Origin of the sequence: Pseudomonas sp. PS1(2021) (assembly GCF_020405165.1) — a bacterium.
Taxonomy (GTDB): domain Bacteria; phylum Pseudomonadota; class Gammaproteobacteria; order Pseudomonadales; family Pseudomonadaceae; genus Pseudomonas; species Pseudomonas aeruginosa.
The window spans coordinates 6,519,018-6,544,330 of record NZ_CP084484.1; the positions used below are offsets into that span (position 1 = coordinate 6,519,018).

The 25,313-nt window shown below is 67.4% G+C and carries 28 protein-coding genes; 15 read left to right on the top strand and 13 right to left on the bottom strand.

Annotated features, from left to right (window positions below):
• The first annotated feature begins 133 nt into the window (after window positions 1-133).
• From LE197_RS30870 to LE197_RS30890, 5 genes are all read left to right on the top strand, one after another.
• The gene (locus LE197_RS30870) at window positions 134-958 is read left to right on the top strand and encodes an HDOD domain-containing protein (RefSeq protein ID WP_003118789.1); all 825 of its coding nucleotides are present in this window, start codon (window positions 134-136) and stop codon (window positions 956-958) included.
• Window positions 959-1,016: 58 nt separating this feature from the next.
• Complete coding sequence (gene mutM / locus LE197_RS30875) at window positions 1,017-1,829, top strand: bifunctional DNA-formamidopyrimidine glycosylase/DNA-(apurinic or apyrimidinic site) lyase (RefSeq protein WP_003102876.1); 813 nt, start codon at window positions 1,017-1,019, stop codon at window positions 1,827-1,829.
• A gap of 76 nt (window positions 1,830-1,905) precedes the next feature.
• Window positions 1,906-2,484: a lysophospholipid acyltransferase family protein gene (locus tag LE197_RS30880; RefSeq protein WP_003084450.1), complete on the top strand. Its 579-nt coding sequence runs from the start codon at window positions 1,906-1,908 to the stop codon at window positions 2,482-2,484.
• Between the two features lie 82 nt (window positions 2,485-2,566).
• Window positions 2,567-2,911 carry a hypothetical protein gene (locus LE197_RS30885; RefSeq protein ID WP_003084452.1) on the top strand — a complete coding sequence of 115 codons (345 nt, stop codon included), beginning with the start codon at window positions 2,567-2,569 and terminating at the stop codon, window positions 2,909-2,911.
• Between the two features lie 269 nt (window positions 2,912-3,180).
• The gene (locus LE197_RS30890) at window positions 3,181-4,167 is read left to right on the top strand and encodes a tetratricopeptide repeat protein (RefSeq protein WP_003118791.1); all 987 of its coding nucleotides are present in this window, start codon (window positions 3,181-3,183) and stop codon (window positions 4,165-4,167) included.
• Between the two features lie 104 nt (window positions 4,168-4,271).
• Here LE197_RS30890 and ggt read toward each other — a convergent pair whose 3' ends face one another.
• The 6 genes from ggt to LE197_RS30920 all read right to left on the bottom strand — a co-directional run bounded on the left by ggt (window position 4,272) and on the right by LE197_RS30920 (window position 10,820).
• The gene (gene ggt / locus LE197_RS30895; RefSeq protein ID WP_003121743.1) at window positions 4,272-6,005 is read right to left on the bottom strand and encodes a gamma-glutamyltransferase; all 1,734 of its coding nucleotides are present in this window, start codon (window positions 6,003-6,005) and stop codon (window positions 4,272-4,274) included.
• A 127-nt stretch (window positions 6,006-6,132) separates the two neighbouring features.
• On the bottom strand, window positions 6,133-6,384 hold the full coding sequence (locus LE197_RS30900) for a YfhL family 4Fe-4S dicluster ferredoxin (RefSeq protein ID WP_003084462.1): 252 nt from the start codon (window positions 6,382-6,384) through the stop codon (window positions 6,133-6,135).
• Window positions 6,385-6,504: 120 nt separating this feature from the next.
• The gene (gene coaD / locus LE197_RS30905; RefSeq protein ID WP_003084466.1) at window positions 6,505-6,984 is read right to left on the bottom strand and encodes a pantetheine-phosphate adenylyltransferase; all 480 of its coding nucleotides are present in this window, start codon (window positions 6,982-6,984) and stop codon (window positions 6,505-6,507) included.
• A gap of 151 nt (window positions 6,985-7,135) precedes the next feature.
• The gene (locus LE197_RS30910; RefSeq protein WP_003102870.1) at window positions 7,136-8,731 is read right to left on the bottom strand and encodes a GMC family oxidoreductase; all 1,596 of its coding nucleotides are present in this window, start codon (window positions 8,729-8,731) and stop codon (window positions 7,136-7,138) included.
• A 55-nt stretch (window positions 8,732-8,786) separates the two neighbouring features.
• The gene (locus LE197_RS30915) at window positions 8,787-9,335 is read right to left on the bottom strand and encodes a twin-arginine translocation pathway signal protein (protein ID WP_034001926.1); all 549 of its coding nucleotides are present in this window, start codon (window positions 9,333-9,335) and stop codon (window positions 8,787-8,789) included.
• 54 nt (window positions 9,336-9,389) lie between these two features.
• Window positions 9,390-10,820, bottom strand: coding sequence for a coniferyl aldehyde dehydrogenase (locus tag LE197_RS30920; RefSeq protein ID WP_003102868.1), 1,431 nt, complete (start codon window positions 10,818-10,820; stop codon window positions 9,390-9,392).
• A gap of 288 nt (window positions 10,821-11,108) precedes the next feature.
• Between LE197_RS30920 and LE197_RS30925 the strand changes: the two genes are divergently transcribed.
• Window positions 11,109-11,756, top strand: coding sequence for a TetR/AcrR family transcriptional regulator (locus LE197_RS30925; RefSeq protein WP_003084488.1), 648 nt, complete (start codon window positions 11,109-11,111; stop codon window positions 11,754-11,756).
• On the opposite strand, the gene LE197_RS30930 is transcribed toward LE197_RS30925, so the two are convergent.
• The 6 genes from LE197_RS30930 to LE197_RS30955 form a co-directional block, all read right to left on the bottom strand.
• Window positions 11,741-12,151, bottom strand: coding sequence for a GNAT family N-acetyltransferase (locus tag LE197_RS30930; RefSeq protein WP_003102866.1), 411 nt, complete (start codon window positions 12,149-12,151; stop codon window positions 11,741-11,743). The genes LE197_RS30925 and LE197_RS30930 overlap by 16 nt on opposite strands.
• Before the next feature lie 62 nt (window positions 12,152-12,213).
• Window positions 12,214-13,212, bottom strand: a complete 999-nt coding sequence (locus tag LE197_RS30935) for a hydrolase (protein WP_226033793.1) — start codon at window positions 13,210-13,212, stop codon at window positions 12,214-12,216.
• Between the two features lie 36 nt (window positions 13,213-13,248).
• Window positions 13,249-13,815, bottom strand: a complete 567-nt coding sequence (locus tag LE197_RS30940; protein ID WP_003110405.1) for a hypothetical protein — start codon at window positions 13,813-13,815, stop codon at window positions 13,249-13,251.
• Between the two features lie 2 nt (window positions 13,816-13,817).
• Window positions 13,818-14,414, bottom strand: a complete 597-nt coding sequence (gene rsmD / locus LE197_RS30945) for a 16S rRNA (guanine(966)-N(2))-methyltransferase RsmD (RefSeq protein ID WP_003102864.1) — start codon at window positions 14,412-14,414, stop codon at window positions 13,818-13,820.
• Window positions 14,414-15,901 carry a M16 family metallopeptidase gene (locus tag LE197_RS30950; protein ID WP_003459246.1) on the bottom strand — a complete coding sequence of 496 codons (1,488 nt, stop codon included), beginning with the start codon at window positions 15,899-15,901 and terminating at the stop codon, window positions 14,414-14,416. The genes rsmD and LE197_RS30950 overlap by 1 nt, the downstream gene beginning before the upstream one ends.
• Window positions 15,894-17,291 (bottom strand): M16 family metallopeptidase, encoded by a 1,398-nt coding sequence (locus LE197_RS30955; RefSeq protein WP_003084498.1) that lies wholly within the window; start codon window positions 17,289-17,291, stop codon window positions 15,894-15,896. The genes LE197_RS30950 and LE197_RS30955 overlap by 8 nt, the downstream gene beginning before the upstream one ends.
• A gap of 120 nt (window positions 17,292-17,411) precedes the next feature.
• On the opposite strand from LE197_RS30955, the gene ftsY reads away from it, so the two are divergent.
• From ftsY to LE197_RS30980, 5 genes are all read left to right on the top strand, one after another.
• Complete coding sequence (gene ftsY, locus LE197_RS30960; RefSeq protein WP_061201405.1) at window positions 17,412-18,788, top strand: signal recognition particle-docking protein FtsY; 1,377 nt, start codon at window positions 17,412-17,414, stop codon at window positions 18,786-18,788.
• Window positions 18,785-19,456 (top strand): cell division ATP-binding protein FtsE, encoded by a 672-nt coding sequence (gene ftsE / locus LE197_RS30965; RefSeq protein WP_003084505.1) that lies wholly within the window; start codon window positions 18,785-18,787, stop codon window positions 19,454-19,456. The genes ftsY and ftsE overlap by 4 nt, the downstream gene beginning before the upstream one ends.
• Window positions 19,456-20,463, top strand: a complete 1,008-nt coding sequence (gene ftsX / locus LE197_RS30970; RefSeq protein WP_003084508.1) for a permease-like cell division protein FtsX — start codon at window positions 19,456-19,458, stop codon at window positions 20,461-20,463. Before ftsE ends, ftsX begins: the two co-directional genes overlap by 1 nt.
• Before the next feature lie 113 nt (window positions 20,464-20,576).
• Window positions 20,577-21,431, top strand: coding sequence for an RNA polymerase sigma factor RpoH (rpoH, locus tag LE197_RS30975; RefSeq protein ID WP_003084510.1), 855 nt, complete (start codon window positions 20,577-20,579; stop codon window positions 21,429-21,431).
• Window positions 21,432-21,495: 64 nt separating this feature from the next.
• Window positions 21,496-22,101: a hypothetical protein gene (locus LE197_RS30980; protein WP_003084511.1), complete on the top strand. Its 606-nt coding sequence runs from the start codon at window positions 21,496-21,498 to the stop codon at window positions 22,099-22,101.
• Between the two features lie 4 nt (window positions 22,102-22,105).
• Here the strand turns inward: LE197_RS30980 and mtgA are convergent, their stop codons facing one another.
• Window positions 22,106-22,837, bottom strand: coding sequence for a monofunctional biosynthetic peptidoglycan transglycosylase (gene mtgA / locus LE197_RS30985; protein WP_003100972.1), 732 nt, complete (start codon window positions 22,835-22,837; stop codon window positions 22,106-22,108).
• A gap of 36 nt (window positions 22,838-22,873) precedes the next feature.
• Between mtgA and LE197_RS30990 the strand changes: the two genes are divergently transcribed.
• The 4 genes from LE197_RS30990 (at window position 22,874) to trmB (ending at window position 25,235) form a co-directional block, all read left to right on the top strand.
• Window positions 22,874-23,251: a DUF423 domain-containing protein gene (locus LE197_RS30990; protein ID WP_003084513.1), complete on the top strand. Its 378-nt coding sequence runs from the start codon at window positions 22,874-22,876 to the stop codon at window positions 23,249-23,251.
• Between the two features lie 102 nt (window positions 23,252-23,353).
• On the top strand, window positions 23,354-23,554 hold the full coding sequence (thiS, locus tag LE197_RS30995; RefSeq protein WP_003084514.1) for a sulfur carrier protein ThiS: 201 nt from the start codon (window positions 23,354-23,356) through the stop codon (window positions 23,552-23,554).
• Between the two features lie 58 nt (window positions 23,555-23,612).
• Window positions 23,613-24,410: a thiazole synthase gene (locus tag LE197_RS31000; protein WP_003084517.1), complete on the top strand. Its 798-nt coding sequence runs from the start codon at window positions 23,613-23,615 to the stop codon at window positions 24,408-24,410.
• Between the two features lie 153 nt (window positions 24,411-24,563).
• Window positions 24,564-25,235, top strand: a complete 672-nt coding sequence (gene trmB, locus LE197_RS31005) for a tRNA (guanosine(46)-N7)-methyltransferase TrmB (protein WP_213087695.1) — start codon at window positions 24,564-24,566, stop codon at window positions 25,233-25,235.
• Window positions 25,236-25,313 lie beyond the last annotated feature (78 nt).

Here is a 25,313-nt window from a genome sequence, read left to right on the forward strand (position 1 = left end):
GCTTTTCCGGCAGAAGCCCGCCCCATGGCGGGGTTCTCCGGGTAAACTGCGCGCACCGTCAACTTTCGCCTCCGTCCTCATGGTCCAAGAACTCACCGCCGAGCAGATCCGCCAGGCCCTGCAAGGCATCAGCGTGCCGCCGCAACCCCAGATCATGGTCGACCTGCAGATGGAGCAGGTCATGCCCAATCCGGACCTGAAGAACATTGCCAGGCTGATCAGCCAGGACCCGGGCCTTTCCGGGGCTCTCCTGAAACTGGTGAACTCGCCGTTCTTCGGCCTGGCCAATCGCATCACTTCGATCCAGCGCGCGGTGAACCTGCTGGGCAGTCGTTCGGTGATCAACCTGATCAACGCCCAGTCGATCAAGGGTGAGATGAGCGACGACACCATCGTCACCCTCAACCGTTTCTGGGACACCGCCCAGGACGTGGCCATGAGCTGCCTCAGCCTGGCCAAGCGGATCGGCTACGAATCGGTGGACGAAGCCTACGCTCTCGGCCTGTTCCACAATTGCGGCATCCCGCTGATGCTCAAGCGCTTCCCGCACTACATGGCGGTGCTGGAAGAGGCCTACGCCGCCGCCAGCGACGAACGCCGGGTGGTGGACACCGAGAACCGCGTGCTGAACACCAACCATGCGGTGGTCGGCTACTACACCGCGCGCTCCTGGCGCCTGCCGGAGCACGTCTGCGAGGCGATCGCCAACCACCACAACGCGTTGTCGATCTTCGGCGACGAATCGGCACGCGATACCCAACTGAAGAACCTGCTGGCGATCCTGAAGATGGCCGAGCACATCTGCGGTTCGCACCGGGTCCTCGGCAACCAGCCGGAAGACCACGAATGGAACAGCATCGGTGCGCTGGTGCTGGACTACGTCGGGCTCACCGACTACGACTTCGAGAACCTCAAGGGCTCGATCCTCGAGCTGGGCGTCGGCCAGGGCAGCTACTGACTGGCCGCGCCGCGGCGCTTCCTGCTAAGGTGCCGCGGTCAACCGGATTGCTGCCGCCATGCCCGAACTACCCGAAGTCGAAACCACCCGCCGGGGCATCGCCCCCTACCTCGAAGGCCAGCGCGTCGAGCGCGTGATCGTGCGCGAGCGGCGCCTGCGCTGGCCGATTCCCGAAGACCTGGACGTGCGCCTGTCCGGACAACGCATCGTCAGCGTCGAGCGCCGCGCCAAGTACCTGCTGCTGGGCGCCGAGGCCGGTACGCTGATCAGCCACCTGGGCATGTCCGGCAGCCTGAGGCTGGTGGAGAGCGGCACCCCGGCCAGTCGCCACGAGCACGTCGACATCGAGCTGGCCTCGGGCATGGCCCTGCGCTACACCGATCCGCGGCGCTTCGGCGCCATGCTCTGGAGCCTGGCGCCACTGGAACACGAGTTGCTGCGCAACCTCGGCCCGGAACCGCTGACCGACGCTTTCGCCGGCCAGCGTCTGTTCGAGCTGTCGCGCGGGCGGAGCATGGCGGTCAAGCCGTTCATCATGGACAACGCGGTGGTGGTCGGGGTCGGCAACATCTACGCCAGCGAAGCGCTGTTCGCCGCCGGCATCGATCCGCGCAAGCCCGCCGGGAGCATCTCCAAGGCGCGCTACCTGCGCCTGGCGGAGGAGATCAAGCGGATCCTGGCGATCGCCATCGAGCGCGGCGGCACCACCCTGCGCGATTTCGTCGGCGGCGACGGCCAGCCCGGTTACTTCCAGCAGGAATTGTTCGTCTATGGCCGTGGCGGGGAGTTCTGCAAGGTCTGCGGCAGCACCCTGCGCGAGATCCGCCTAGGCCAGCGCGCCAGCGTGTACTGCCCGCGCTGCCAACGCTGAAGCGCCGCGCCGCGCATACTCTACCGCCACAAGAAGGGCCGCCACGGTGAGCGGCCTGCCATAAGAAAGGTGCACGATGTCCGGCAATTACCTGCCTCGCAACACCCTGGTCGAGTCGCTCGGCCATGCCATGCTGAAACTCTCCGGCTGGAAGATCGAGGGCCAATTGCCCGCGCTCGACAAGTTCGTGGTGATCGGCGCCCACCACACCTCGAACTGGGACTTCGTGGCCTTCCTTGCCGCCAAGTTCGTCCTGCGCCTGAACGCCCGCTGGTTCGGCAAGCACACCCTGTTCAACGGCCCGCTGGGCGGCCTGATGCGGCGCTGGGGTGGCATCCCGATCCAGCGCCACCTGAAGCTGAATACCGTGGACCAGGCGATCCAGGCCTTCCGCGAGCACCGCGAGTTCATGCTGATCATCGCTCCGGAAGGCACGCGCAAGAAGGTCGACCGCTGGCGCATGGGCTTCTACCACATCGCCCGTGGCGCCGGCGTACCGGTGGTGCCGGCGGCGCTGGACTACGAAAACCGGCGGATCGTCATCGGCGAACCCTTCTGGCCGACCGGCAACGAGGACGCCGACCTGTGCAGCCTGATCGGCTTCTACCGGCCGTTCATCCCGAAAAAGCCGCACTACGCATTCCTCGGCGATTGAAGGCGGTCACGCTGGCACTACCCGCAGCGCTGTTATAGTTAGGCGATATCTGCCCAACCAAAAACCAGAAAGGACCGCCTCCATGAACCTGTTTCGCACCACCGCGCTCGTGCTGGCGCTGACCACCGGGCTCTCGTCCATGCCCGCGCTGGCGGATGCCGTGCAGGAAAACGCCAGCGGCGACCCGATGTACACCGTCGAAGCGCCCCCCGCGTACGCCATGATCGGCGATCTGCTCATCGCCCGTCCCTTCCTGATCGCCGCCACGGCCGTCGGGGCGGTGGCCTTCGTGGTCAGCCTGCCGTTCACCGCGGCCAGCGGCAGCGTCGGCAAGGCCGGCCAGGCGCTGGTGGTCGATCCGGGCAAGGAAGCCTTCGTCCGTTGCCTGGGCTGCACCACCAGCGGCTATAACCACGACGAAAGCTGAGTTTCCAACGGAATGAAAAAAAGCCGGTCATCGACCGGCTTTTTGTTTTCTCGATGCATTGCAGGGGGCACGGAGATTGGGCTAAGTCTTTTCTTCCGCCACGGCAGGCGGCAGCTATAGCGCCGCATCGGCCGATGACAGATGTTCCGCACGGACCGTTCGCGGCACTTGATCGGACTCTCCGATGGTGACAGTGTCCTGCTGACCAGCAAGGTCACAAGGTCGACCAGGGGTGGCCGACCGACTCAACCAAGATAAGGATTTCGCGTATGTTCAGTCAGTGGGTGTTCCTGTCCGTCCTTGCTCTTGCCGTACCCTCGTTCGCCTGGGCGGAGGATGCGGTGTCCGACCTCGCCAAGGAGCAGTCCAAGGCCGAGCAGGGCGACAAGCGCGGCGATGAACTGTTCGCCGAATTCACCCGCCTCCGCCAGGCCGCCGAGACGGGGGAGCCGCAGGCTCTGTTCGATTTCGGCGCCTATTTCTACCAGCAACAGAACTACGCCAGCGCGCGCGAATGGTGGGGCAAGGCGGCCGCTGCGGGGATGGTCCGCGCGCAGATCCAACTGGCCATGCTCTATCGCGATGGTGACGGCGGGCCACAGGACAAGACCGAGGCGGCACGCTGGTTCCGGAAGGCCGCGGAGCAGGGGGATGCCGCCGCCCAGAATGAAATGGGCGTTCTCTACTGGAGAGGCGAAGGGGTCGACCAGGACCGGGTGAAGGCCGGGACCTGGTTCGAACGCGCGGCGGCCAGCGGTAGCGAAGACGCCGAAACCAATCTGGGATGGTTCTACCTGGACGACTCGCAAGGCGTCTATTCCGCCACTTCAGACGAGGAAGCCGCCCTGCTGGACCGTTATGCCGGCAGCCGGGAAAAGGCCTTCCAGTGGTTCTGCAAGGCTGCGACCCAGGGAGATGCCCGTGCCCAGTTCAAGGTGGGCGAAGCCTACTGGAACGGTTCCGGTGCCGGGATGAACAAGCTGCAAGCGCGGCTCTGGCTGGAAAAGGCCGCACAGCAGCAGGATGCGGATGCCATCGCCTGGTTGGAGAGCGCCGCGAACGCAGCCTGGTACACCCGCCTGGAAAACTGGATTCACGCTGCGCTGGATGGAGAGCTGTCCGGCGTCGCCGACTGCTCCGGTGCCGCCGATCGCCGGCACTCCGGCCGAGGCATGGAGGGCGCCCCGTCTGACCCGGAGGCGGTGGAAGCCAGTGCGGAGGATGCGCAGCAGGCGGTTGAAGCGGCGAGCCAGTGAGGCACGCCGCCTGGATTGCCAGCCGGACTCGTCGGCGAAATCCCTACGCGGCGCCTATCTGGGTGAGATCGTCGAACATTTTTTGAGCGCTGTCTCTCATTTGTTCAGTGCGGCCGAGGCTGCGCTTGCGCCTCCAGGGACAGAGACGAGTAGCCGATCCCGCGCGGGTCGCTGGCGGCGTCGACGCGGCCGCTGCGCTTGTCCCAGTAGAGCACCTGCTGGTTGCCGTAGCTGCGCTCCAGGCGTTTGAGCTGATAGCCGCGCCGGCGCAGTTCGGCGGCCTCGGCATCGCTGAAGGCGCGCGGTTCGTACTCGACGACGTCCGGCTTGTACTGGTGGTGGTAGCGCGGCGCGGCGACCCATTGGCCGACCGGGCGACCGTCGAAGTACTGCAGCATGGAGATCAGCACCATGCTCGGGATGCGGCTGCCGCCAGGGGTGCCGAAGGCGGCGAAGTCGGTCGGGCTTTCCAGGAAGCTCGGGCTCATGCTCGACAGCGGGCGCTTGCCGGCCGCCACCGCGTTCGCCTGGCTGCCGGCCAGGCCGTAGCTGTTGGCGCCCTGGGTGTCGGCGGCGAAATCGTCCATCTCGTTGTTCAGCACCACGCCGGTACCGGGAACGGTGAAGGCGGCGCCGAACGGCAGGTTCACCGAGAGGGTGGCGGCCACCGCGTTGCCCTGGGCATCGATCACCGCGAAGTGGGTGGTGTGGTCGCCTTCGCGCCAGGCCGGCGCCTCCGGCAGCGCCGAGCTGGGCGTGGCGCGGCGCGGGTCGATGCCGGCGGCAAGGCGCTTCAGGTAGTCCGGCGCCAGCAAACTGGGCAGCGGGTTGGCGACGAAGTCCGGGTCGCCGAGCAGGCCTCGATCGCGGTAGGCACGGCGCAGGACCTCCAGCACGTAATGGGCACGCTGTACCGGCTCGGCCTTCTGCCACGGCAGCTGTTCCAGCATCTGCAGGCTCTGCGCCAGGGCGACGCCGCCGGCCGAGGGCGGCGGTGCGCTGATCAGTTCGCGGCCGTTGGCCAGCTTCACCTCCAGCGGGCGGCGTTCGATCACCCGGTAGTCGCGCAGGTCGGCCGCGCTCCAGATGCCGCCGCCGGCGCGGACCCCGGTGAGCAGCTTGTCCGCTGTCTCGCCTTCGTAGAAACCGATCCGCCCGTAGCGCCCGAGGCGTTCCAGGGTACGTGCCAACTGCGGTTGGCGGAGCAGGTTCCATTCGTCGGGGATTCCGCCCTTGTCGAGGAAGATCCGCGCGGTTTCCGGGTCCTTGCGCATCGCTTCCAGGCGCATGGCGGCGCGGTCACGGTAGATCCGGTCGACGGATACGCCATCCACCGCCAGGCGGATCGCCGGCACCAGATTGTCGGCCAGGGGCTTGCGTCCGTAGCGGCTGCTCAATTCGACCAGCGCCGCCGGCAGGCCGGGGATCGCCGCCGCCAGCGGGCCGTCGACGGACAGCCTGGGGTCGACCTTGCCATTGCGCCGGTACATGTCGGCGTAGGCGGCCTTCGGCGCGCGCTCGCGGGCGTCGAGGAAGCGATAGGTCGGCTGCGCACCGGCCTGGCGCAGAAGGAAGAATCCACCGCCGCCGAGTCCCGAGCCGTAAGGCTCGGCTACCGCCAGGGCAGCGGCGATGGCCGCCGCGGCGTCGAAGGCGTTGCCGCCATTGGCCAGGGTTTCCAGGCCGGCGACGGTCGCGGCCGGATGTGGCGTGGCGACGGCGGCCTGCTGCGGTGCGTGGGCGTCGCCGCGAAAGCTGTCGGCATGCGCCGCGAGGCTGAGCAGGGACAGGCCGCAGGCGGCGACCAGGGTACGGACGGGCAGGTTCAGGAAGGACATGGCGGCTCACTGTTCAGCGGCGTTCGCGGGACGGGGCCGCGAACGCCTCAGACTGGATTGCCAAGGATAGCCAAAAGCGCGTCGGACGGGGCGCGAACCGTCCCTGAAGGACAGGCGCCGGCGGGGATCAGGCCTTGCCGGTGATCTTCCGGTATTTCTCCATCAACTGGTCCTTGCTCTCGACATTGGCGTCGTCAAGGGGAATGCAGTCCACCGGACAGACCTGCTGGCACTGCGGCTCGTCGTAGTGGCCGACGCACTCGGTGCAGAGATTGGGATCGATCACATAGATTTCTTCGCCTTGCGAGATCGCGCCGTTCGGGCATTCGGGTTCGCAGACGTCGCAATTGATGCAATCGTCAGTGATTTTCAGGGACATCTAACAACTCCAACCGCGACGGACAGCCACGGCATCGGTAACGGGAATAGCGGAATTGTGCCGCATCGGCGCCCGCAGTGCACGCGGGACGCCGACGGGAGGCCGGCGGAGAGACGCGGATCAGCGCTTGAAACGTTCCGCCAGGGCGTCTGCCACGGCCGGATGCACGAACTTGCTGATATCCCCGCCGAGAGCGGCGATTTCTCGGACCAGCGTCGAGGAAATGAAGGAATACTTCTCCGACGGGGTGAGGAACATGCTTTCCACGTCGGGGGCGAGCTGGCGGTTCATGTTGGCCAGCTGGAACTCGTACTCGAAGTCGGAAACCGCGCGCAGGCCGCGGAGGAAGACATTCGCCTTCTGCTCCTTGACGAAGTGCGCCAGCAGGGTGGAGAAGCCCACCACCTCGACGTTCGGCAGGTGCTTGGTGACCTCCTGGGCCAGCGCAACCCGCTGTTCCAGGCTGAACAGGGGGTTCTTCTTGGGGCTGGCGGCGACCGCGATGATCACATGGTCGAAAAGCCGTGAAGCACGTTCGATCAGATCGCCGTGACCCTTGGTGATGGGATCGAAGGTGCCTGGGTACAGCACTCGGTTCATCGCTACGTCCTGGCAGGGTTTCGTAAGGGAATCGGATGGTAGCGCAGGGATGCCCGTGCGGCCAAGACGCACGGGCCATCGGCCTTTAGCCCATAGGTCTGATGGCGCCGGGCCGGCTGCCGCGGCGCGCGGCCGGCCCGGCGGCGGCGGTTCAGGCCCTGGCCAGGCGTTCGGCCAGCGCGCTGGCCAGTTGCGCGGTAAGACCGTAGACCGAGAGCTGCGGGTTGGCGCCGATGCTGGTGGGGAACAGCGAGCCGTCGTGGATCGACAGGTTCCGCAGGTGGTGATGGCGGCCGAGGCTGTCGGCCACCGCCACGGCCGGGTCTTCGCCCATGGCGCAGCCGCCCATGACGTGGGCGCTGCCCAGGCGCGTGCGGTAGATCTCCAGGCGCAGGCCGTCGATGATCCCGCGCGCCTCCTGCAGGTTCTTCGCGCTACGCGCGTCGCTGTGCACCGGCCGCACTTCCCGGGCGCCGGCGGCGAACTGGATCTCCGCCATGGTATGGAAGGCACGGCGGATACCGTCCCAGGTGTAGTCGGTCATCCGGTAGTCGAGCACTGGGGTGTCGTCGCCGCGCAGGCCGACCGAGCCCTCCGCGCTGTCCGGGTGGAAGCCGTCGCGGAGCAGGGCGAGCATCATGTTGGTATGCGGTAGCTGTTCCATGCGCAGGGCGTTGTCGCTGCCGAAGCCGCCGAGCAGCACCGAGGCCAGCGACGGTTGCAGCGGCGGCACCTCCAGTTTGTAGGACATGCGTCCGGTGACACCGTCGTCCCATTGGAAATGGTCGGAGTAGATCGACTGCGGTGCGCCGTAGAAGGGGTTGATCACGCGGTCGAACAGCCCCGCGCTGAAATTCACCGTGTGCAGGAAGGTGCGCTTGCCGACCCGCTGGCTCGGATCAGGCGCCTTCGAGCGGAGAAGAATCGCCGGGGTGTTGATGCCGCCGCCGGAGAGCACGTAGTGCCTGGCCCGGACCCTGATCCGGCGGCCGTTGGGCGCCACGCAGCGCTCATCCATGCCCAGGCATTCGAGGCCCGTCACCTTGTCGCCGTCCAGCAGCAGCCGGTTGGCGCGCGCCAGGTAGAGCAGCTCGCCACCCTTGTCGAGGGTCGCCGGGATGGTGGTGACCAGCATCGACTGCTTGGCGTTGACCGGGCAGCCCATGCCGCAGTAGCCGAGGTTCCAGCAACCGAGGACGTTGCGCGGGATGACCTTCCAGTGATAGCCGAGCTTCTCGCAGCCCAGGCGGATCACGTCGTTGTTGGCATTCGGCGGCAGCGCCCAGGGCGCCACGTGCAGGCGCTGCTCCATTTTCTCGAACCAGGGCGCCATGTCCTCCGCGCTGTGGCCCTTGACCCCGTAGACCTGGGCCCAGTGCTGCAGGGTCGGTTCCGGGGTGCGGAAGCTGCTGGTCCAGTTGATCAGGGTGGTGCCGCCCACGGCGCGGCCCTGGAGGATGGTGATGGCGCCGTCCTTGCTCATCCGGCCGATGCCTTCCTGGTACAGCTCGGGGTAGGCGTCGGCCTCCTGCATCTTGAAATCGCTGCTGGTCTTCAGCGGGCCCTCTTCCACCAGCAGCACCTTCAGGCCGGCGGCGCTGAGGATTTCCGCGGTGGTGCCGCCGCCGGCGCCGGTGCCGACCACGACCACGTCGGCCTCCAGCTCCAGGTCGTCGTCCAGGCGCGAGCCGTTGTAGGTTTTCCAGCCGCGGGCGAGGCCCTCGGCGAACAGATCGGGTACAGGCATGAATGCACTCTCAGGCTAGGCGGCTTCGGGCTCTTCGTATTGTTCCGGGGGCGGCTCAAGCGATCTTCGGCGGTCCGGGGTAGCCACAATGGGCCCACGCCTCGGGGCGGGCGTACCAGGCCATCATCGCCAGTTGCATCAGCGAACTGTGGCCCATCCGCAACAGGCCGATGAAGCTGTTTTCCCAGCGCGAAAGGAATGCCCGCACGTCGTCGCCGCTGGCGTTCTCCCAACTGCCCCAGATACCGGTCAGCGGGCCACGGGTGAGCGGCAGGGCGAGCACGTCGAAGAGTTGCAGGGTGAGCTTGAACATCTCCGGGGAGAGCCGCGCCAGGTTGTGGTCGAGGCTCTGGATCGCGCCCTCCACGGCTTTCGGCATCTGCTCGGCGGAAACCGCGCCGAGCAGCATCACCGGCAGCAGCGCACGGAGGAACGGCAGGTCGGATTCGCGGACCTTTTCCAGGCCGCTCGCCGGTTTCTCCGCCGAACAGCCGGTGAGGCTGGCGGTGACGCCCGCGGTGGCGAGGAACGCGCCGCCGATCAGGCCGACTTTCATCAGGCTGCGTCGGGACAGGCCGGCGCCTTCGAGAGTGGTGTCGCTCATTGTTGTTATGTCACCTGCAGCGTAGGAATGAGGGGGCGCCGCACGCGCCCCGGTTCAGCGCACGAACAGCTTGTAGACGAGCTTCTGGATCGACTTGCCGTAGGGCGGGTAGATCATTCGCGCGGCGTTGAAGCGCGGCTTGCTGAACACGCCCTTGGCCTTGCTGAAGGTGAGGAAGCCTTCGTGGCCATGGTAGTGGCCCATGCCGGAGGGGCCGACGCCACCGAACGGGATGTCGTCCTGGGCGACGTGCAGCAGGGTGTCGTTCAGGCACACGCCGCCCGAGTGGGTCTCGTGCAGCACGCGCTGCTGTTGCGCCTTGTCGTAGCCGAAGTAGTACAGGGCCAGCGGTCGCGGGCGCTGGTTGACATAGGCCAGGGCGTCTTCCAGGCGCTCGTAGGGGATCACCGGCAGCAGCGGGCCGAAGATTTCCTCCTGCATCACTTTCATGTCGTCGCTGACGTTCAGCAGCAGCGTCTGCGGCAGGCGCCGCTGCTGGCCTTCGGCGAACAGCGGGACGAGGGTCGCGCCCTTCTCGCGGGCGTCGTCGAGATAGCCCCGGAGGCGGCCGAGCTGGCGCTCGTTGATGATTGCGGTGTAGTCGGGGTTGTCCGAAAGACGCGGGAAGAAGCCCTGGACCACCTCCTTGTACTGGCTGACGAATTCCTCGACGCGCCGGCTCGGTACCAGCACGTAGTCGGGCGCGACGCAGGTCTGCCCGGCGTTGAGGCTCTTGCCGAAGGCGATCCGCTCGGCGGCGTCCTTCATCGGCACGCTGTCGGAGACGATCGCCGGCGACTTGCCGCCCAGCTCCAGGGTGACCGGGGTCAGGTTCTCGGCGGCGGCGCGCATCACGTGCTTGCCGACGCTGGTGGCGCCGGTGAACAGCAGGTGGTCGAACGGCAGCTTGGAAAAGGCCACGCCGACGTCCACCTCGCCGAGCACCACGGCGACCTGGTCCTCGGGGAAGATCCGCGCCAGCAGGTCCTTGAGCAGGCGCCCGGTGGCCGGGGTCGACTCGCTCATCTTGATCATCACCCGGTTGCCGGCGGCGAGGGCCCCGGTCAGCGGGCCGATGGAGAGGAACAGCGGATAGTTCCAAGGCACGATCACCCCGACCACGCCCAGCGGCTGGTACACCACCTGGGCCGAGGCCGGCTGGAATTGCAGGCCGACCGCGCGGCGCGCGGGCTTCATCCATTTCTTCACGCGCTTGGCGGCGTAGTGGATGCCGTGCAGGCTGGGCATGATCTCGGCGAGCAGGGTCTCGTCGGCGGAGCGCGCGCTGAAGTCCCGGTCGATGGCCTCGATCAGTGCCTGCTGTTCCTTGAACAGCAGGTCGCGCAGGGCCTTCAGCCACTGCACGCGCTGCGTGGCGTCGGGCATCGGCTGCGCCAGGTAGGCGGCGCGCTGGCGGGCGAAGAGGGCTTCGAGCTGGTTGATTTCCTGCTGGCTCTGCTGCAGGTAGGCGATATCGGCGACCATGGGCTGGCTCCTCGGCGAAGCGTGGGCGGCTGCGTGGCCGCGCGTCTGTCGTTATGGCGGACCTGGTTCGGTCCGATGAATTTCGCTGCGTCGCTGGATTTCTAGAGTAAATACTCTAAAGTGTCAAACAGCATGCCTGCCAGCCCGGCGCTTGCGTACCCAACGAAAGGCGGGCCGGTCGCCGGCCGCCACCCCGGGGGCTGACCCGGGCGGCCGGCTTTGTGTACCTTCTACGCTGTCACGGCGGGGCGCGCCCCGCACTGTTACCCGAACGAGCCCGTCGTCCCCATGGCACCACGCATCAAGACCCGCGATCGCATCGCCCAGGCCAGCCTGGAACTGTTCAACGCCCAGGGCGAGCGCAGCGTCACCACCAACCATATCGCCACCCACCTGGGTATATCGCCTGGGAACCTCTACTACCACTACCCGAACAAGCAGGCGATCATCGCCGAGCTGTTCGCCGAGTACGAAAGCCACGTCGAGAGCTTCCTGCGCCTGCCCGAAGGGCGGGGTCTGACGGTGGACGACAAGACCTTCTACCTGGAAGCGCTACTGGCCGCGATGTGGCGCTACCGCTTCCTCCATCGCGACCTCGAGCACCTGCTGGAAAGCGACCCGGAGCTGGCGGCGCGCTACCGCGCCTTCGCCCAGCGTTGCCTGGTCAACGCCAAGGCGATCTACCGGGGCTTCACCGAGGCCGGCATCCTGCGGATGAACGAGACCCAGCTGGAGGCCCTGACCCTCAACGCCTGGATCATCCTCACCTCCTGGGTGCGCTTCCTCTGCACCACCCTCGATCTCGACGGCGACCTCAGCGAGGCGCAACTGCGTCGCGGCATCTACCAGGTGCTGGCGCTGGAGAGCGGGCACATCGAGGCGCAGGCCCAGGATGCGGTGGACGGGATTTCCGAGCGGCTCTACGTGCCGCTCTGATCGCGCAGGGTTTTCTCCAGCACCTGCTGGATGTGGATGCCGTGGCGGCGGAAGAAGGCTTCGGTACCGAGGGTGGCGTCGGTGAACAGGTAGGCGCCGCGGTGATCCTCGGCGAAGCGCCGCAGCAGGGCTGCGCCGACGCCGCTGCTCTGTGCGCCGGGCAGCACGGCGATTTCCGCCAGCCAGACGCGAATCGGTGTTTCTTCCTCGGCGCGCAGCAGGCCGACCAGGCGGCCGTCGCGTTCGGCCAGCAGGGAATACCCGGAATGCTGGTACAGCGTGCGTAGCTCGGCAGGCGGCATGCGCCGGTCCCAGCCGACCGCCGCGTGGATCGCCAGGATCGCCTCGCAGTCGGCGTCGTCGAGCATCGGGTTGTGCCGCAGCGTCAGTTCCATTCGCCCCCCTTTTTCCTTCAGCCTGTTCCTATTCTGCCGCCCGTCGCCGGACGCCGGCCAGCTCAGTGCTGCCGCAGGCGGGCCTCCAGCCAGTCGGGGATGCGTCGTTCCAGGTAGTAGGTGGGCTGGCGCGGAGAGCCGTCGACGAAGCCGACGTGACCGCCGCGGGCGTGCAGCTCCAGCTCGGTGCAGGGTGCCAGTTCGCTGCGATCGGGCAGGCTGCGGGCGAACACGAAGGGGTCGTCGCTGGAATGGATGATCAGGCTCGGCGTGCGGATGTCCGGCAGGTAGTAGCGGCTGGACGCGCGCCGATAGTAATCCCTGGCGTCGGCGAAGCCGTGCAGCGGCGCGGTGACCCGGCCGTCGAAGTCCCAGAAGGTGCGCATGCCCTCCAGCGGACCGAGGCGTTGCAGGGCGGCCAGGCCTTCCGCCTGGCCCTGCTCGCCGAACAGCCGCTGCTTGTCCTGCACGTAGGCCAGCATGGCCTTCATGAAGTGCGCCTGGTAGACCCGGGAAAAGCCCAGGCCGATGCGGTCGGCGCACTCGTCCAGGCGGAACGGCACCGACACCGCGACGCCGCCGAGCAGCGGGCAGTCCCCAGCGGTTTCGCCCAGGTACTTGAGCAGCACGTTGCCGCCCAGCGAATAGCCGACCGCGTACAGCGGCGCTTGCGGGCGCCTGGCGCGCAGGTGCGCGACCACCTCGGCGAGGTCGTCGCTGACCCCGGAATGGTAGCCGCGCGGCAGGCGGTTCGGCTCCCCCGAGCAACCGCGCCAATTCAGCGCCACGCTGGCCCAGCCGCGCTCCAGCAGGGCGCGCTGCAGACCGAGGATGTAGTGCGACGAGGATGACCCGGTGAGGCCGTGCAGCGCCAGCACCAGCGGGGTCTCGGCATCGTGCGGGCCGGCCCAGTCGAGGTCGATGAAGTCGCCATCGGCCAGCCACAGGCGTTCGCGCTCCCGTTCCAGGGTCGGCCCGCGGCGGAAGAACGGGCTCCACAGGGTCTGCAGGTGCGGATTGGGCAGCCACCAGGCGGGCTGGAAGGTCGGGGACGCGGTCATGCGCAGGTCATGGGCGGTGGTGGTGTGGCCACCAGCTTACCAGCCGAACTCGTCGGCGAGGTCCTCCGCCCGCTGGCGCGAACCGAGGATCGGTTGCAGTTCGTCGACGAGCTGCTGCCGATAGCGGGGCGCGACGCTGCAGTCGTCCAGCAGGATGTCCTCGCCGGCGCCGCTCCAGACCTCGCCGAAGCAGGCCAGGCTGGCCGCCATCTGCCACAGGTCGTCGAAGCACGGCGCCGGGTCCCAGCCCCTGCCGCCATGCAGGTCGAAGAGTATGCGCCCGCTGCCGGTCTCGAGGATGAACGGGTCGGCGCCCTGGTCGGCCACCACCAGCCAGTCGTCCTGCCAGCCCGACAGGCGCTCGCCGCTGATGCCGTGCCAGCGATAGCCGGCCTGGCGCTGCCAGAGGCGGGCCAGGGACGGCAGGAAAAATGGGTTGCCGGCACTCTCCAGGGTGCAGTCGAGTGGGCCGACCTCGCGGTAGAAACGCTCCAGCTCGGCGGGCAGGGCGATATCGCCCTGCCAGTCGGCGGCGGATTGCGCCGCGCAAGGCTCGCCAAGCGCCAGCAGGCGTTGGCGAATGCTCGCGGAAGCCGGGCTCATCCTCAGGCTCCCCGCTGCCAGAGCGCGTAATGTACGTTGCCGGCTTTCTTTTCCCGGTGCAGCCGCCAGTTTCCGGGCAGGCCGAGGGACGAGGGGACGCTCTCGCTCTCGGTATAGATCCAGGCGTCGGGGTTCAGCCAGCCGCGGGTTTCGAGCAGGCGGCAGGCGTCCTGCAGCAGGTTCTGATGGAACGGCGGGTCGAGGAACACCAGGTCGAAGGCGCTCGGAGCCTGGTTTCCCAGGTAGCGCACGGCATCGCCGAGGACCAGTTGGGCGGTGCCGCACTTGAGCGCGTCGAGGTGGTTGCGCAGGGCCGCCACCGCTTCGCCGTTGGTATCCAGGGCCAGCCCTTCGCGGGCGCCGCGCGACAACGCCTCGAGGAACAGCGCGCCGCTGCCGGCGAAGGGATCGAGCACCCGTGCGCCTTCGACATAGGGTGCCAGCCAGTTGAACAGGGTCTCGCGGACCCGGTCCGGGGTCGGTCGCAGGCCGGGCCCGTCGGGAAAGACGAAACGCCGGCTGCGCCATTCGCCACCGATGATCCGCAGCTGTCCCTGGCCGCCGTGGCGGCCGGGGGCTTTCGCAGTAGGTTTGCTCATCAATGCTCCGGAACGCCGCTGGGTTGCTGGGCCGGCTTGGCGGTGGGTGGCGGCAGGGGTTTCTGCGGCACGCTCGGGCCGGCGCTGACGATGACGAAGGCGTCGGCGTCCAGGTGCTTGGCCATGGCGCTCCTGACCTGTTCGACGCTGAGTCCCTCGACCTGCTTGAGGAAGCTTTCCAGGTAGTCCAGCGGCAGGCCGTAGAAACCGATGGCGCCGAGCTGGCCGACGATGTCGGCGTTGCTCGCGGTGGACAGCGGGAAGCTGCCGGCCAGTTCGCGCTTGGCATCGTCCAGTTCCTTCTGGGTCGGGCCGTTGGCCAGGTAGTCGCGGACGATGTCCTGGACCAGCTTCAGCGCCCCCTCGCTGAGTTCGGCGCGGGTCTGGAAGTTGATCATGAACGGACCGCGTGCCTGCATGGCGGTGAAGCCGGAATAGATGCCGTAGGTCAGGCCGCGCTTTTCTCGCACCTGGTCCATCAGGCGGGTGCCGAAGCCGCCGCCGCCGAGGATCTGGTTGCCCAGGTAGAGCGCCGCGTAGTCGGGATCCTGGCGGTCGATGCCAAGCTGGGCGAGCATCAGGTGGGTCTGCTCGGAGGGGAAGTCGATGTGCGTCAGGCCGGGCTTGGGCGTTTCCGGCTGGACGGTCTTGGCCAGCGCCGGGCCCTGGGGCAGCGCCTTGGAGACTTCCGCGGCGATCGCTTCGGCCTCCTGCCGCGAGAGGTCGCCGACCAGCGCGATGACCACGTTGCCGGCGGCGTAGGCCTTCTTGTGGAACGCCTGCAATTGTTCGCGGCTGATCGTTGGAACGGACTTTTCGTCGCCGTCGCTGGAGTGCGCGTAGGGATGCTCGCCATAGAGGCGCTTGAACAGCTCCAGGCCGGCCAGCTTGCCGGGGTTCTGCTTCTGGTACTCGAAACCGGCCAGGACCTGGTTCTTGATGCGTGCCAGAGCGTCCTCGGGGAAGGTCGGCTGGCCGATCACCTGTTCGAACAGCTTCAGCGCCTGGGTCCGCTTGTCGGCATCGGACAGGCTGCGCAGGCCGGCCACCGCCATGTCGCGGTAGGAGCCGTTGCTGAACGAGGCGCCGAGGTCCTCGAAGCCGGCGGCGATGGCAGTGGTGTCCTTGCCCGGCACGCCTTCGTTGAGCATGGCGTTGGTCAGCATCGACAGGCCGGGGGTGCCGGCGTCCTGGCTGCTGCCGGCGGCGAAGGTCAGGCGCAGGTCGAACATCGGCAGTTCATGGGCTTCGACGAACAGTACCTTGGCACCTTCGGCGGTCTTCCATTCCTGGATGTCCAGCTTGCGATGGACCGGCGCCTGCTTGGCGACGTCCTTCAGCGACTGCAACTGGTTTTCCTCGACCGCCGCGGCATGGGCCGCCGCCGGGGTCTGGGGGGGACGCGCGACGAAATAGGCCAGCGCGGCCAGCAACGCGATGACGATCAGGCCGAGCAGGCCATAACGCAGCCCTGTGCGCTCACTCATGACGGGCCTCCTTTTCCTCGGCCTTCACAGGCAGCACTTGCGCCAGGGTCAGGCGCGACGGGGTGAAATAGGTGCGGGCGGCTTTCTGGATATCGTCCGGAGTCACTGCCTTGAGGGCCTCCAGGTCCTGGTCGATCAGCTTCCAGGACAGGCCGACGCTTTCCAGCTGGCCGATGCTGCTGGCCTGGGCGGCGATGGAGTCCTTCTCGTAGACCATCCCGGCGATCATCTGCGCGCGCACGCGCTCGATCTCCGCGGCGCTGGGCGGGTTCTGCTTGAGGTCATCGAGCTGCTTCCACAGACCGGCCTCGACCTGCTCGAGGGTCTTGCCCTTCTGCACGTTCGGCGTGGCCGAGAGGACGAACAGGCTGTCGCCGCGGTTGAACGCGTCATAGTAGGTGGAGGCGCCGGCGACCAGCTCCTCGCCGCGCTCCAGGCGCGAGGCCAGGCGGGCGCTGTAGCCGCCATCGAGCAGCGCGCCGATCAGGCGCAGGGCGTTGACTTCGCGAGGGTTCTCGCTGCTGCCCAGGCTGGGCACGTTGAAGCCCATGATCAGGTTCGGCAGCTGGGTGCGTACGTACAGCTTGAGCCGGCGCTCGCCGGGCTCGGCCAGTTCCAGCGGCTTGCGCGCCGGCGGCAGCTGGCGCCAGGGGATCTCGCCGAAGTAGCGCTTGGCGAGGGTCTTGACCTCGTCGGCGGTGACGTCGCCGACCACTACCAGGGTGGCGTTGTTCGGCGCGTACCAGGATTCGTACCAGTGGCGCAGGTCGTCGATGGTCATGCGCTGCAGGTCGGCCATCCAGCCGATGGTCGGGGTGTGGTAGCCGCTGGCCGGGTAGGCGGCGGCCTTGAAGCGCTCGAAGGCGAGGGCGTTGGGATTGTCGTCGGTGCGCAGGCGGCGCTCCTCCTTGATCACCTCGATCTCGCTCTTGAACTGGTCGGCCGGCAGGCTCAGGTGGGCCATGCGGTCGGCTTCCATCTCCAGCGCCACCGGCAGGCGGTCGCGGGCCAGGACCTGGTAATAGGCGGTGTAGTCGTCGGTGGTGAAGGCGTTCTCTTCCGCACCCAGGTCGCGCAGCACCCGCGAGGCTTCGCCCGGGCCGAGCTTGCGGCTGCCCTTGAACATCATGTGTTCGAGGGCGTGGGACAGGCCGGTGAGCCCGGGTGTCTCGTAGCTGGAGCCGATCCTGTACCAGAGCTGGGAAACCACCACCGGGGCGCGGTGGTCTTCACGCACTATGACCTTCAGGCCGTTGTCGAGGCTGAACTCGTGGGTGGGCTGGGTTTCCGCCGCCTGGGCGAAAAGCGGGAGACAAAGGCTGGCTAGGAGCAGGCCGACGCGGCGGCGAGCTGGGGTTTTCATGGTGATCTGGACCTTTCGTGCCGCCACCGGGGTCTCAGGTCACTGCGGGGCAGGACCCTTAGCCCCGTCGGGCGAGGAGATGCTAGGATACCCATCCGTTTTCCGGGCGGCCACGTCCCGTGCCGCTCCCTTGAGATACAAGCATTCATGTTTGGTTCCAACGACGACAAGAAGGCCCCGCAGGGCGGGGAAAAGAAAGGTCTGTTCGGCTGGTGGCGGAAAAAGCCGCAAGCCGGCGAGCAGCCTGCCGATCAGCCTGTCGAGCCGGTCTCCGAGACAGCGGCCGCCGAGCAGCGCGCGCCTGCCGATGACGTGGCGCAATCCCTGACAGAACAGCCAGGTCGGCAGCAGCCCTCCGCTGCCGAGCCGGCCGAGCCGGCGCCGGTTGCCGAAGCACCGCTCGCCAGTGACGAGCCAGCGTCGGCCGAGGAGCATTCGCCCCGGCCCGAGGCGCCCGTCGCGCAACCCGAGCCTATCCTGGCTGCCGAGCCCGAGCCCGAGCCCGAGCCCGAGCCCGAGCCCGAGCCCGAGCCCGAGCCCGAGCCCGTTGCGCCGCTGGCCGCCGCGCCGGCAGTCAGCGAGCCGGCGACCAGGCCGGGCTTCTTCGCCCGCCTCCGGCAGGGACTGTCCAAGACCAGCGCCAGCATCGGCGAAGGCATGGCCAGCCTGTTCCTCGGCCGCAAGGAAATCGACGACGACCTGCTCGACGACATCGAGACGCGCCTGCTGACCGCCGACGTCGGCGTCGAGGCCACCACCCTGATCGTGCAGAACCTGACCAAGCGCGTGGCGCGCAAGGAGCTGGCCGACAGCGGCGCGCTGTACAAGGCGCTGCAGGAAGAGCTGGCCAGCCTGCTGCGCCCGGTGGAGCAGCCGTTGCAGGTCGACGTCGCGCGCGAGCCCTATGTGATCCTGGTGGTTGGGGTGAACGGCGTGGGCAAGACCACCACCATCGGCAAGCTGGCGAAGAAGCTGCAACTCGAGGGCAAGAAGGTCATGCTGGCCGCCGGCGACACCTTCCGCGCCGCCGCCGTGGAGCAGTTGCAGGTCTGGGGCGAGCGCAACCGCATCCCGGTGATCGCCCAGCACACCGGCGCCGACTCCGCCTCGGTGATCTTCGACGCGGTGCAGGCCGCCAAGGCCCGCGGCATCGACGTGCTGATCGCCGATACCGCCGGACGCCTGCATACCAAGGACAACCTGATGGAGGAGCTGAAGAAGGTGCGCCGGGTGATCGGCAAGCTGGACGAGACGGCGCCCCATGAGGTCCTGCTGGTGCTCGACGCCGGCACCGGGCAGAACGCCATCAATCAGGCCAAGCAGTTCAACCTCGCGGTGGAGCTGACCGGCCTGGCCCTGACCAAACTGGACGGCACCGCCAAGGGCGGGGTGATCTTCGCCCTGGCCAAGCAGTTCGGCCTGCCGATCCGCTATATCGGTGTCGGCGAGGGGATCGACGATCTCCGTACCTTCGAGGCCGACGCCTTCGTCCAGGCACTCTTCGCAGAGCGGGAGAACGCATGATCCGCTTCGAGCAGGTCGGCAAACGCTATCCCAACGGCCACGTAGGCCTGCACGAGGTGTCCTTCCGCGTGCACCGTGGCGAGATCCTCTTCGTCACCGGCCACTCCGGCGCCGGCAAGAGCACCCTGCTGCGCCTCATCCTGGCGATGGAGCGACCGACCAGCGGCAAGCTGTTGCTCGGCGGCCAGGACCTGGGGCGCATCACTACCGCGCAGATCCCTTTCCTGCGCCGGCAGATCGGCGTGGTGTTCCAGAACCACCAACTGCTCACCGATCGTACGGTGGCGGACAACATCGCCCTGCCGCTGCAGATCCTCGGCATGCCCAAGCCGGAGATCGCCAAGCGCGTGGCCTCGGCCCTGGAGCGGGTGAACCTGAAGGAAAAGGGCGAGGCGTTGCCTTCCGACCTTTCCACCGGCCAGCAGCAGCGGGTCGGCATTGCCCGCGCCATCGTCCACCAGCCGGCCCTGCTGCTGGCGGACGAACCCACCGGCAACCTCGACCCGCGACTCGCCTCGGAAATCATGGGCGTGTTCGAGGATATCAATCGCCTGGGCACCACCGTACTGATCGCCAGCCACGACCTGGCCCTGATCGCCCGTATGCGCCATCGCATGCTGACCCTGCAGCGTGGCCGGATCATCGCTGACCGTGAGGATGAGGCCTGATGAGCGCCAACGATCTTCCCCGTGGCCCCGAAGAGGGCGCACCGGAACGCAAGACCCGCGAGAAACCGAGCCAGGAGCAGACCGACTGGAGCGGCTCGTTCAGCGCCTACCTGGAAAGCCATCGCGCCAGCCTGGTGGACAGCCTGCGCCGGTTGTTCGGCCACCCGTTCGGCAGCTTCTTCACCTGCCTGGTGATGGGTATCACCCTGAGCCTGCCGATGGGCCTCTCGCTGCTGCTGAACAATGTCGAACGGCTCGGCGGCTCCTGGCAGCGGGCGGCGCAGATCTCCCTGTTCCTCGACCTGAAGACCAGCGAAAACCAGGGCCAGGACCTGCGCGAGCAGATCGAGCGCCTGCCGGACGTGATCGAGGCCCAATTGATCAGCCGCGAGCAGGCGCTCAGCGAATTGCAGGAACAGTCCGGCCTGGGCGAAGCGCTCAAGGAGCTGCCGGAGAACCCACTGCCGCCGGTGATCTCGGTCACGCCCAAGCAGATCGACCGGGCCGGCTTGGAGGCACTGCGCCAGCAGCTCGCGGAGCTGCCTCATGTGCAGCAGGCGCAGCTCGACCTGGTATGGGTCGAGCGCCTGAGCGCGATCCTCAAGCTCGGCGAACGCTTCGTCTTCGGCCTGACCATCCTGCTGGTGCTGACCCTCTTGCTGGTGGTGGGCAACACCATCCGCCTGCACATCGAAAATCGCCGTAACGAAATCGAGGTGATCAAGCTGGTCGGCGGGACGGACGGTTACGTGCGCCGGCCATTCCTGTACATGGGCGCGTTGTACGGCCTGGGCGCGGGCATCCTGTCCTGGGCGCTGCTGGCCTATTCGCTGAACTGGCTGAACGGTTCGGTGGTCAACCTTTCAGGGCTGTACGGCAGCGACTTCGGCCTGCAGGGCGTGCCGCTGGACGACGGCCTGTCGCTCACCGTCGGCGCGGTGCTGCTTGGCTGGGTCGGCGCCTGGCTGGCCGTGGCCCGCCACCTGCGCGAGCTGGCGCCGCGCTGAGGACAGGGGAATCACGACCGGCCGGCGGGTCGCTGTAAAGGAACTTATACACCCGCTTGCAGTCAGATATCCGAGTGCTACACTGCGCGAGTTTCGTGAATCGGAGGATTCGCATGACCACTTCTTTGCAACCTGTACATGCCTTGGTTCCAGGCGCAAACCTGGAAGCCTACGTGCACTCGGTGAACAGCATTCCGCTGTTGTCGCCGGAACAGGAGCGTGAACTGGCCGAACGCCTCTTCTATCAGCAAGACCTGGAAGCGGCGCGGCAGATGGTGTTGGCGCACCTGCGCTTCGTTGTTCATATCGCCAAGAGTTATTCGGGGTACGGCCTGGCCCAGGCCGACCTGATCCAGGAAGGCAACGTCGGCCTGATGAAGGCCGTGAAGCGTTTCAACCCGGAAATGGGCGTTCGCCTGGTGTCCTTCGCCGTGCACTGGATCAAGGCGGAGATCCACGAGTTCATCCTGCGCAACTGGCGGATCGTCAAGGTCGCCACCACCAAGGCGCAGCGCAAGCTGTTCTTCAACCTGCGCAGCCAGAAGAAGCGCCTGGCCTGGTTGAACAACGAGGAAGTCCATCGCGTCGCCGAGAGCCTGGGGGTCGAGCCCCGCGAAGTGCGCGAGATGGAAAGCCGCCTGACCGGCCAGGACATGGCGTTCGACCCAGCCGCCGACGCGGACGACGAGAGCGCCTACCAGTCGCCGGCGCATTACCTCGAAGACCACCGCTACGACCCGGCGCGCCAGTTGGAAGACGCCGACTGGAGCGACAGCTCCAGCGCCAACCTGCACGAGGCGCTGGAAGGCCTCGACGAGCGCAGCCGCGACATTCTCCAGCAGCGCTGGCTGTCCGAGGAGAAGGCCACGCTGCACGACCTGGCGGAAAAGTACAACGTTTCCGCCGAGCGTATCCGGCAGCTGGAAAAGAACGCCATGAGCAAGCTGAAAGGGCGGATTCTCGCCTGATCGCCGCGCCTCGCGAAAACCGCACCCCGCAAGGGTGCGGTTTTTTTCTGCCCGGAGGAATCCCATGCCGCGCAATACCCGCTGGCTGTTCTACCTGTCGCTGGCGGTCCTGACCTTCGTCGTCGGCGCCTGGCTGGTCCGTACGCCGGAACCGGCGCGGCCGTTGCCGTGGCTGGCCGACTGGCAGGAGCAGGTGCTGGCGCCGTTGGCGGACAACGCCCTGACCCTGCGCCAGCTGCACGACGCGGTGGATGGCGAGTTGTGGGTGGACCCGCGCCTGGATGGCGTGCGCCTGGCCTTCCGTGGCCGCCTGCTGGGCGACGGCGGCCCCTGGCAGGTGGAAGGCGAGCTGGGCCTGAGCGCCGAGGAGCAACTGAGCCTGCAGCGGGCATCTGCGTTGCAGCCTGGCAGCGCGCCGCAGCCATTGAGCGCCGGATTGGAAGGACAGTTGGGCGACAAGCCGATCGTGGCGCTGAGCATGATTCCCGAAGGCAGGGTCGGTGCCGAGCGGCTGCTGGCCAGTCTCGGCCAGCCGCGCCTGCGCCTGCAACTGGCCCAGGGCGAGGCCTGGGTCTATCCGCAACTGGGCCTGACCGCGCACCTGCCGGACGACGACTTGCGACTGATGCTCGCGGTGCCGCGCCAGGCCCTGGAAAAACCGCCGCGTTGAGCTTTCAGCGCTCCAGGCGCAGCAGGTAGTCGTCGCCGCCCAACTGCCACATCTGCTGGCGAATCCAGGCCGCGCGCTGGCGTACGTAGGGGCCCGGCCTGGCCGCGCTCCATTTCAGCGGGCTGGGCAGCACCGCGGCGAGCTGGCTGGCCTGGGTGCGGCTCAGGCGCTCGGCGTCGAGGCCGAAGTGATAGCGTGCCGCAGCCTGCGCGCCGAAGACGCCCGGGCCCCATTCGGCGCTGTTCAGGTAGACCTCGAGAATTCGTTGCTTGGTCCAGAGCGTCTCGATCAGCAGGGTGAACCAGGCCTCCAGGCCCTTGCGCAGCCAACTGCGCCCGGACCAGAGGAAGACGTTCTTCGCCACCTGCTGGCTGAGCGTACTGGCGCCGCGGATACTGCCGCCGCGCTCGTTGTGCGCGAGGGCCTGCTGGATGGCCGGCAGGTCGAAGCCGTGGTGCTCGGCGAAGTGCTGGTCCTCGCCGGCGATCACCGCGACCTTCAGGCTGTCCGGCAACTGCTCCCAGGAGCGCCAGTCGCGCTGCAGGTCGATGGGCTGGCCGTCGACCCAGGAGCCGACCTTGCGTTCGACCATGACCATGGTCCCCGGTGGCGGCACCCAGCGCAGGACCGCGACCAGCACGACGCTGGCGGCCATGAACCAGAGCAGGTACTTGAACAGGCGGCGGAACAGGGATCGCAACATGCGCGGCTTGGCTTGGAAGAAGGGGGCGGCCATTATAGCGGGCTGGATGCTATCACCGGAGTCTTGTCCATGCTTCGTCCCTTCCTGTTGTTGGCGGCATTTTTCGGTTTCACCGGCGTGGCCCTCGGGGCGTTCGCCGCCCACGGCCTGAAGAAGCAGCTGAGCGCCGAGTACCTGGCGGTATTCCAGACCGGCGTGCACTACCAGTTGATCCATGCCCTGGCGCTGTTCGGCGTGGCGCTGCTCGCCACCCGCCTGGACGGCCGCCTGGTGAGCGCGGCGGGTGGCCTGTTCACGCTGGGCATCCTGCTGTTCTCCGGCAGCCTCTACCTGCTGACCCTAAGTGGCATCGGCAAGCTCGGCATCGTCACCCCGTTCGGCGGCGTCTCCTTCCTCGCCGGCTGGCTGTGCCTGGGGCTGGCCGCCTGGCGCCTGGGCAACGCCTGAGACCGGTTGCCTCAGGCGGCGCACTTGTCGACAAGGCGCCTTGGTCATCGGGGTGGATCGGGCTAGAATGCCGCTCCCTTTCACTTTCGTGACCGTCCAGCCATGCAGATTCAACTGAACGGCGAGCCCTTCGAGCTGCCCGACGCGCAGAGCGTCGCGGACCTGCTGGCCCGCCTGGAGCTTGGCGGCCGCCGCGTGGCCGTCGAGCTGAACCTGGATATCGTGCCGCGCAGCCAGCACGCCAGCACCGCGCTCAAGGATGGCGACCGCGTGGAGATCGTCCACGCCATCGGCGGCGGCTAGGCCTGGCCCCCGAACCCTTCCATCGGCCCCGCAAGCCTTTCCATCCAGGAGTCATCCGATGAGCCAAGCATCCAGTACCGATACCCCCTTCGTCATCGCCGGCCGTACCTATGGCTCGCGCCTGCTGGTGGGGACCGGCAAGTACAAGGACCTCGACGAGACCCGCCGGGCCATCGAGGCCTCCGGAGCGGAGATCGTCACGGTGGCGGTGCGGCGCACCAACATCGGGCAGAATCCCGACGAGCCGAACCTGCTGGATGTGATCCCGCCGGATCGCTACACCATCCTGCCGAACACCGCCGGCTGCTATGACGCGGTCGAGGCCGTGCGCACCTGCCGCCTGGCCCGCGAGCTGCTGGACGGGCACAACCTGGTCAAGCTGGAAGTCCTCGCCGACCAGAAGACCCTGTTCCCCAACGTCGTCGAGACCCTCAAGGCCGCCGAGCAACTGGTGAAGGACGGCTTCGACGTGATGGTGTACACCAGCGACGACCCGATCATCGCCCGCCAGCTGGCCGAGATCGGCTGCATCGCGGTGATGCCGCTGGCCGGCCTGATCGGCTCCGGCCTGGGCATCTGCAACCCCTACAACCTGCGCATCATCCTCGAGGAAGCCAAGGTCCCGGTGCTGGTCGACGCCGGCGTGGGCACCGCTTCCGATGCAGCGATCGCCATGGAGCTGGGTTGCGAGGCGGTGCTGATGAACACCGCCATCGCCCATGCCAAGGACCCGGTGATGATGGCCGAGGCCATGAAGCACGCGATCGTCGCCGGTCGTCTCGCCTACCTGGCCGGACGCATGCCGCGCAAGCTGTATGCCAGCGCCTCGTCGCCGCTGGACGGCCTGATCGACTGATACCGACTACCTGGGGCGGGCTGTCCGCCGGATGCGGGAAGCGTCCGGCAGGCAGCCCGCCCTTCTGTCTCTAGCAAGGTTTTCTTTTCCATGAGCGATACCCCGCAATCCCCGGCCCAGGACTCCCTGGCGGAACACGACGAAGCACGGCCGATGCGCACCGTGAAGAGCTTCGTGATGCGCGCCGGGCGCATGACCGAAGGCCAGCAGCGTGGCCTCGACCTGGGCTGGCCGAAGTTCGGCCTGGAACTGAGCGATGAGGTCCAGGACTTCGACGCGATCTTCGGTCGCCAGGCGCCGCGGACTTTCGAGATCGGTTTCGGCATGGGCCATTCCACCCTGGAAATGGCCGCCACTGCGCCTGACATCGACTTCATCGGCGTCGAGGTGCACAAGCCGGGCGTCGGCGCGCTGCTCAACGGCCTGCTGACCCAGGGCCTGGGCAACGTGCGGGTGTATAGCTGCGACGCGCTGGAAGTGCTGCGCCACTGCGTGGCCGACGCCAGCCTCGATCGGCTGCTGCTGTTCTTCCCCGATCCCTGGCACAAGAAGCGCCACCACAAGCGGCGGATCGTCCAGCCGGAATTCGCCGAACTGGTGCGGCGCAAGCTGAAGGTCGGCGGCGTGCTGCACATGGCCACCGACTGGGAGCCCTATGCCGAGCACATGCTGGACGTCATGAGCGCGGCGCCGGGCTACCGCAACCAGGCCGAAGACGGCCGCTTCGTGCCGCGCCCGCAAGAGCGTCCGGTGACCAAGTTCGAGCGGCGCGGGGAGCGCCTGGGACATGGCGTCTGGGACCTCAAGTTCGAGCGCGTCGACTGATCCACCGCACCAGCGACGTACCCCTGGCGCCGAACCGGCGCCGGGACTCCAAGCAGACCGGGAACACCCGGCGGACCT

Coding starts and splice junctions, on each gene's coding strand:
- LE197_RS30990 (WP_003084513.1), top strand. CDS start 22,874: ATGCTTCGTCCCTTCCTGTTGTTGGCGGCATTTTTCGGTTTCACCGGC.
- ftsE (WP_003084505.1), top strand. CDS start 18,785: ATGATCCGCTTCGAGCAGGTCGGCAAACGCTATCCCAACGGCCACGTA.
- thiS (WP_003084514.1), top strand. CDS start 23,354: ATGCAGATTCAACTGAACGGCGAGCCCTTCGAGCTGCCCGACGCGCAG.
- LE197_RS30940 (WP_003110405.1), bottom strand. CDS start 13,815: ATGAGCCCGGCTTCCGCGAGCATTCGCCAACGCCTGCTGGCGCTTGGC.
- mtgA (WP_003100972.1), bottom strand. CDS start 22,837: ATGGCCGCCCCCTTCTTCCAAGCCAAGCCGCGCATGTTGCGATCCCTG.
- LE197_RS30880 (WP_003084450.1), top strand. CDS start 1,906: ATGTCCGGCAATTACCTGCCTCGCAACACCCTGGTCGAGTCGCTCGGC.
- LE197_RS30885 (WP_003084452.1), top strand. CDS start 2,567: ATGAACCTGTTTCGCACCACCGCGCTCGTGCTGGCGCTGACCACCGGG.
- LE197_RS30890 (WP_003118791.1), top strand. CDS start 3,181: ATGTTCAGTCAGTGGGTGTTCCTGTCCGTCCTTGCTCTTGCCGTACCC.
- LE197_RS30915 (WP_034001926.1), bottom strand. CDS start 9,335: ATGAGCGACACCACTCTCGAAGGCGCCGGCCTGTCCCGACGCAGCCTG.
- coaD (WP_003084466.1), bottom strand. CDS start 6,984: ATGAACCGAGTGCTGTACCCAGGCACCTTCGATCCCATCACCAAGGGT.
- LE197_RS31000 (WP_003084517.1), top strand. CDS start 23,613: ATGAGCCAAGCATCCAGTACCGATACCCCCTTCGTCATCGCCGGCCGT.
- LE197_RS30950 (WP_003459246.1), bottom strand. CDS start 15,901: ATGAGTGAGCGCACAGGGCTGCGTTATGGCCTGCTCGGCCTGATCGTC.
- LE197_RS30910 (WP_003102870.1), bottom strand. CDS start 8,731: ATGCCTGTACCCGATCTGTTCGCCGAGGGCCTCGCCCGCGGCTGGAAA.
- ftsX (WP_003084508.1), top strand. CDS start 19,456: ATGAGCGCCAACGATCTTCCCCGTGGCCCCGAAGAGGGCGCACCGGAA.
- ggt (WP_003121743.1), bottom strand. CDS start 6,005: ATGTCCTTCCTGAACCTGCCCGTCCGTACCCTGGTCGCCGCCTGCGGC.
- LE197_RS30920 (WP_003102868.1), bottom strand. CDS start 10,820: ATGGTCGCCGATATCGCCTACCTGCAGCAGAGCCAGCAGGAAATCAAC.
- LE197_RS30930 (WP_003102866.1), bottom strand. CDS start 12,151: ATGGAACTGACGCTGCGGCACAACCCGATGCTCGACGACGCCGACTGC.
- LE197_RS30980 (WP_003084511.1), top strand. CDS start 21,496: ATGCCGCGCAATACCCGCTGGCTGTTCTACCTGTCGCTGGCGGTCCTG.
- rpoH (WP_003084510.1), top strand. CDS start 20,577: ATGACCACTTCTTTGCAACCTGTACATGCCTTGGTTCCAGGCGCAAAC.
- trmB (WP_213087695.1), top strand. CDS start 24,564: ATGCGCACCGTGAAGAGCTTCGTGATGCGCGCCGGGCGCATGACCGAA.
- mutM (WP_003102876.1), top strand. CDS start 1,017: ATGCCCGAACTACCCGAAGTCGAAACCACCCGCCGGGGCATCGCCCCC.
- LE197_RS30935 (WP_226033793.1), bottom strand. CDS start 13,212: ATGACCGCGTCCCCGACCTTCCAGCCCGCCTGGTGGCTGCCCAATCCG.
- rsmD (WP_003102864.1), bottom strand. CDS start 14,414: ATGAGCAAACCTACTGCGAAAGCCCCCGGCCGCCACGGCGGCCAGGGA.
- LE197_RS30900 (WP_003084462.1), bottom strand. CDS start 6,384: ATGTCCCTGAAAATCACTGACGATTGCATCAATTGCGACGTCTGCGAA.
- LE197_RS30925 (WP_003084488.1), top strand. CDS start 11,109: ATGGCACCACGCATCAAGACCCGCGATCGCATCGCCCAGGCCAGCCTG.
- ftsY (WP_061201405.1), top strand. CDS start 17,412: ATGTTTGGTTCCAACGACGACAAGAAGGCCCCGCAGGGCGGGGAAAAG.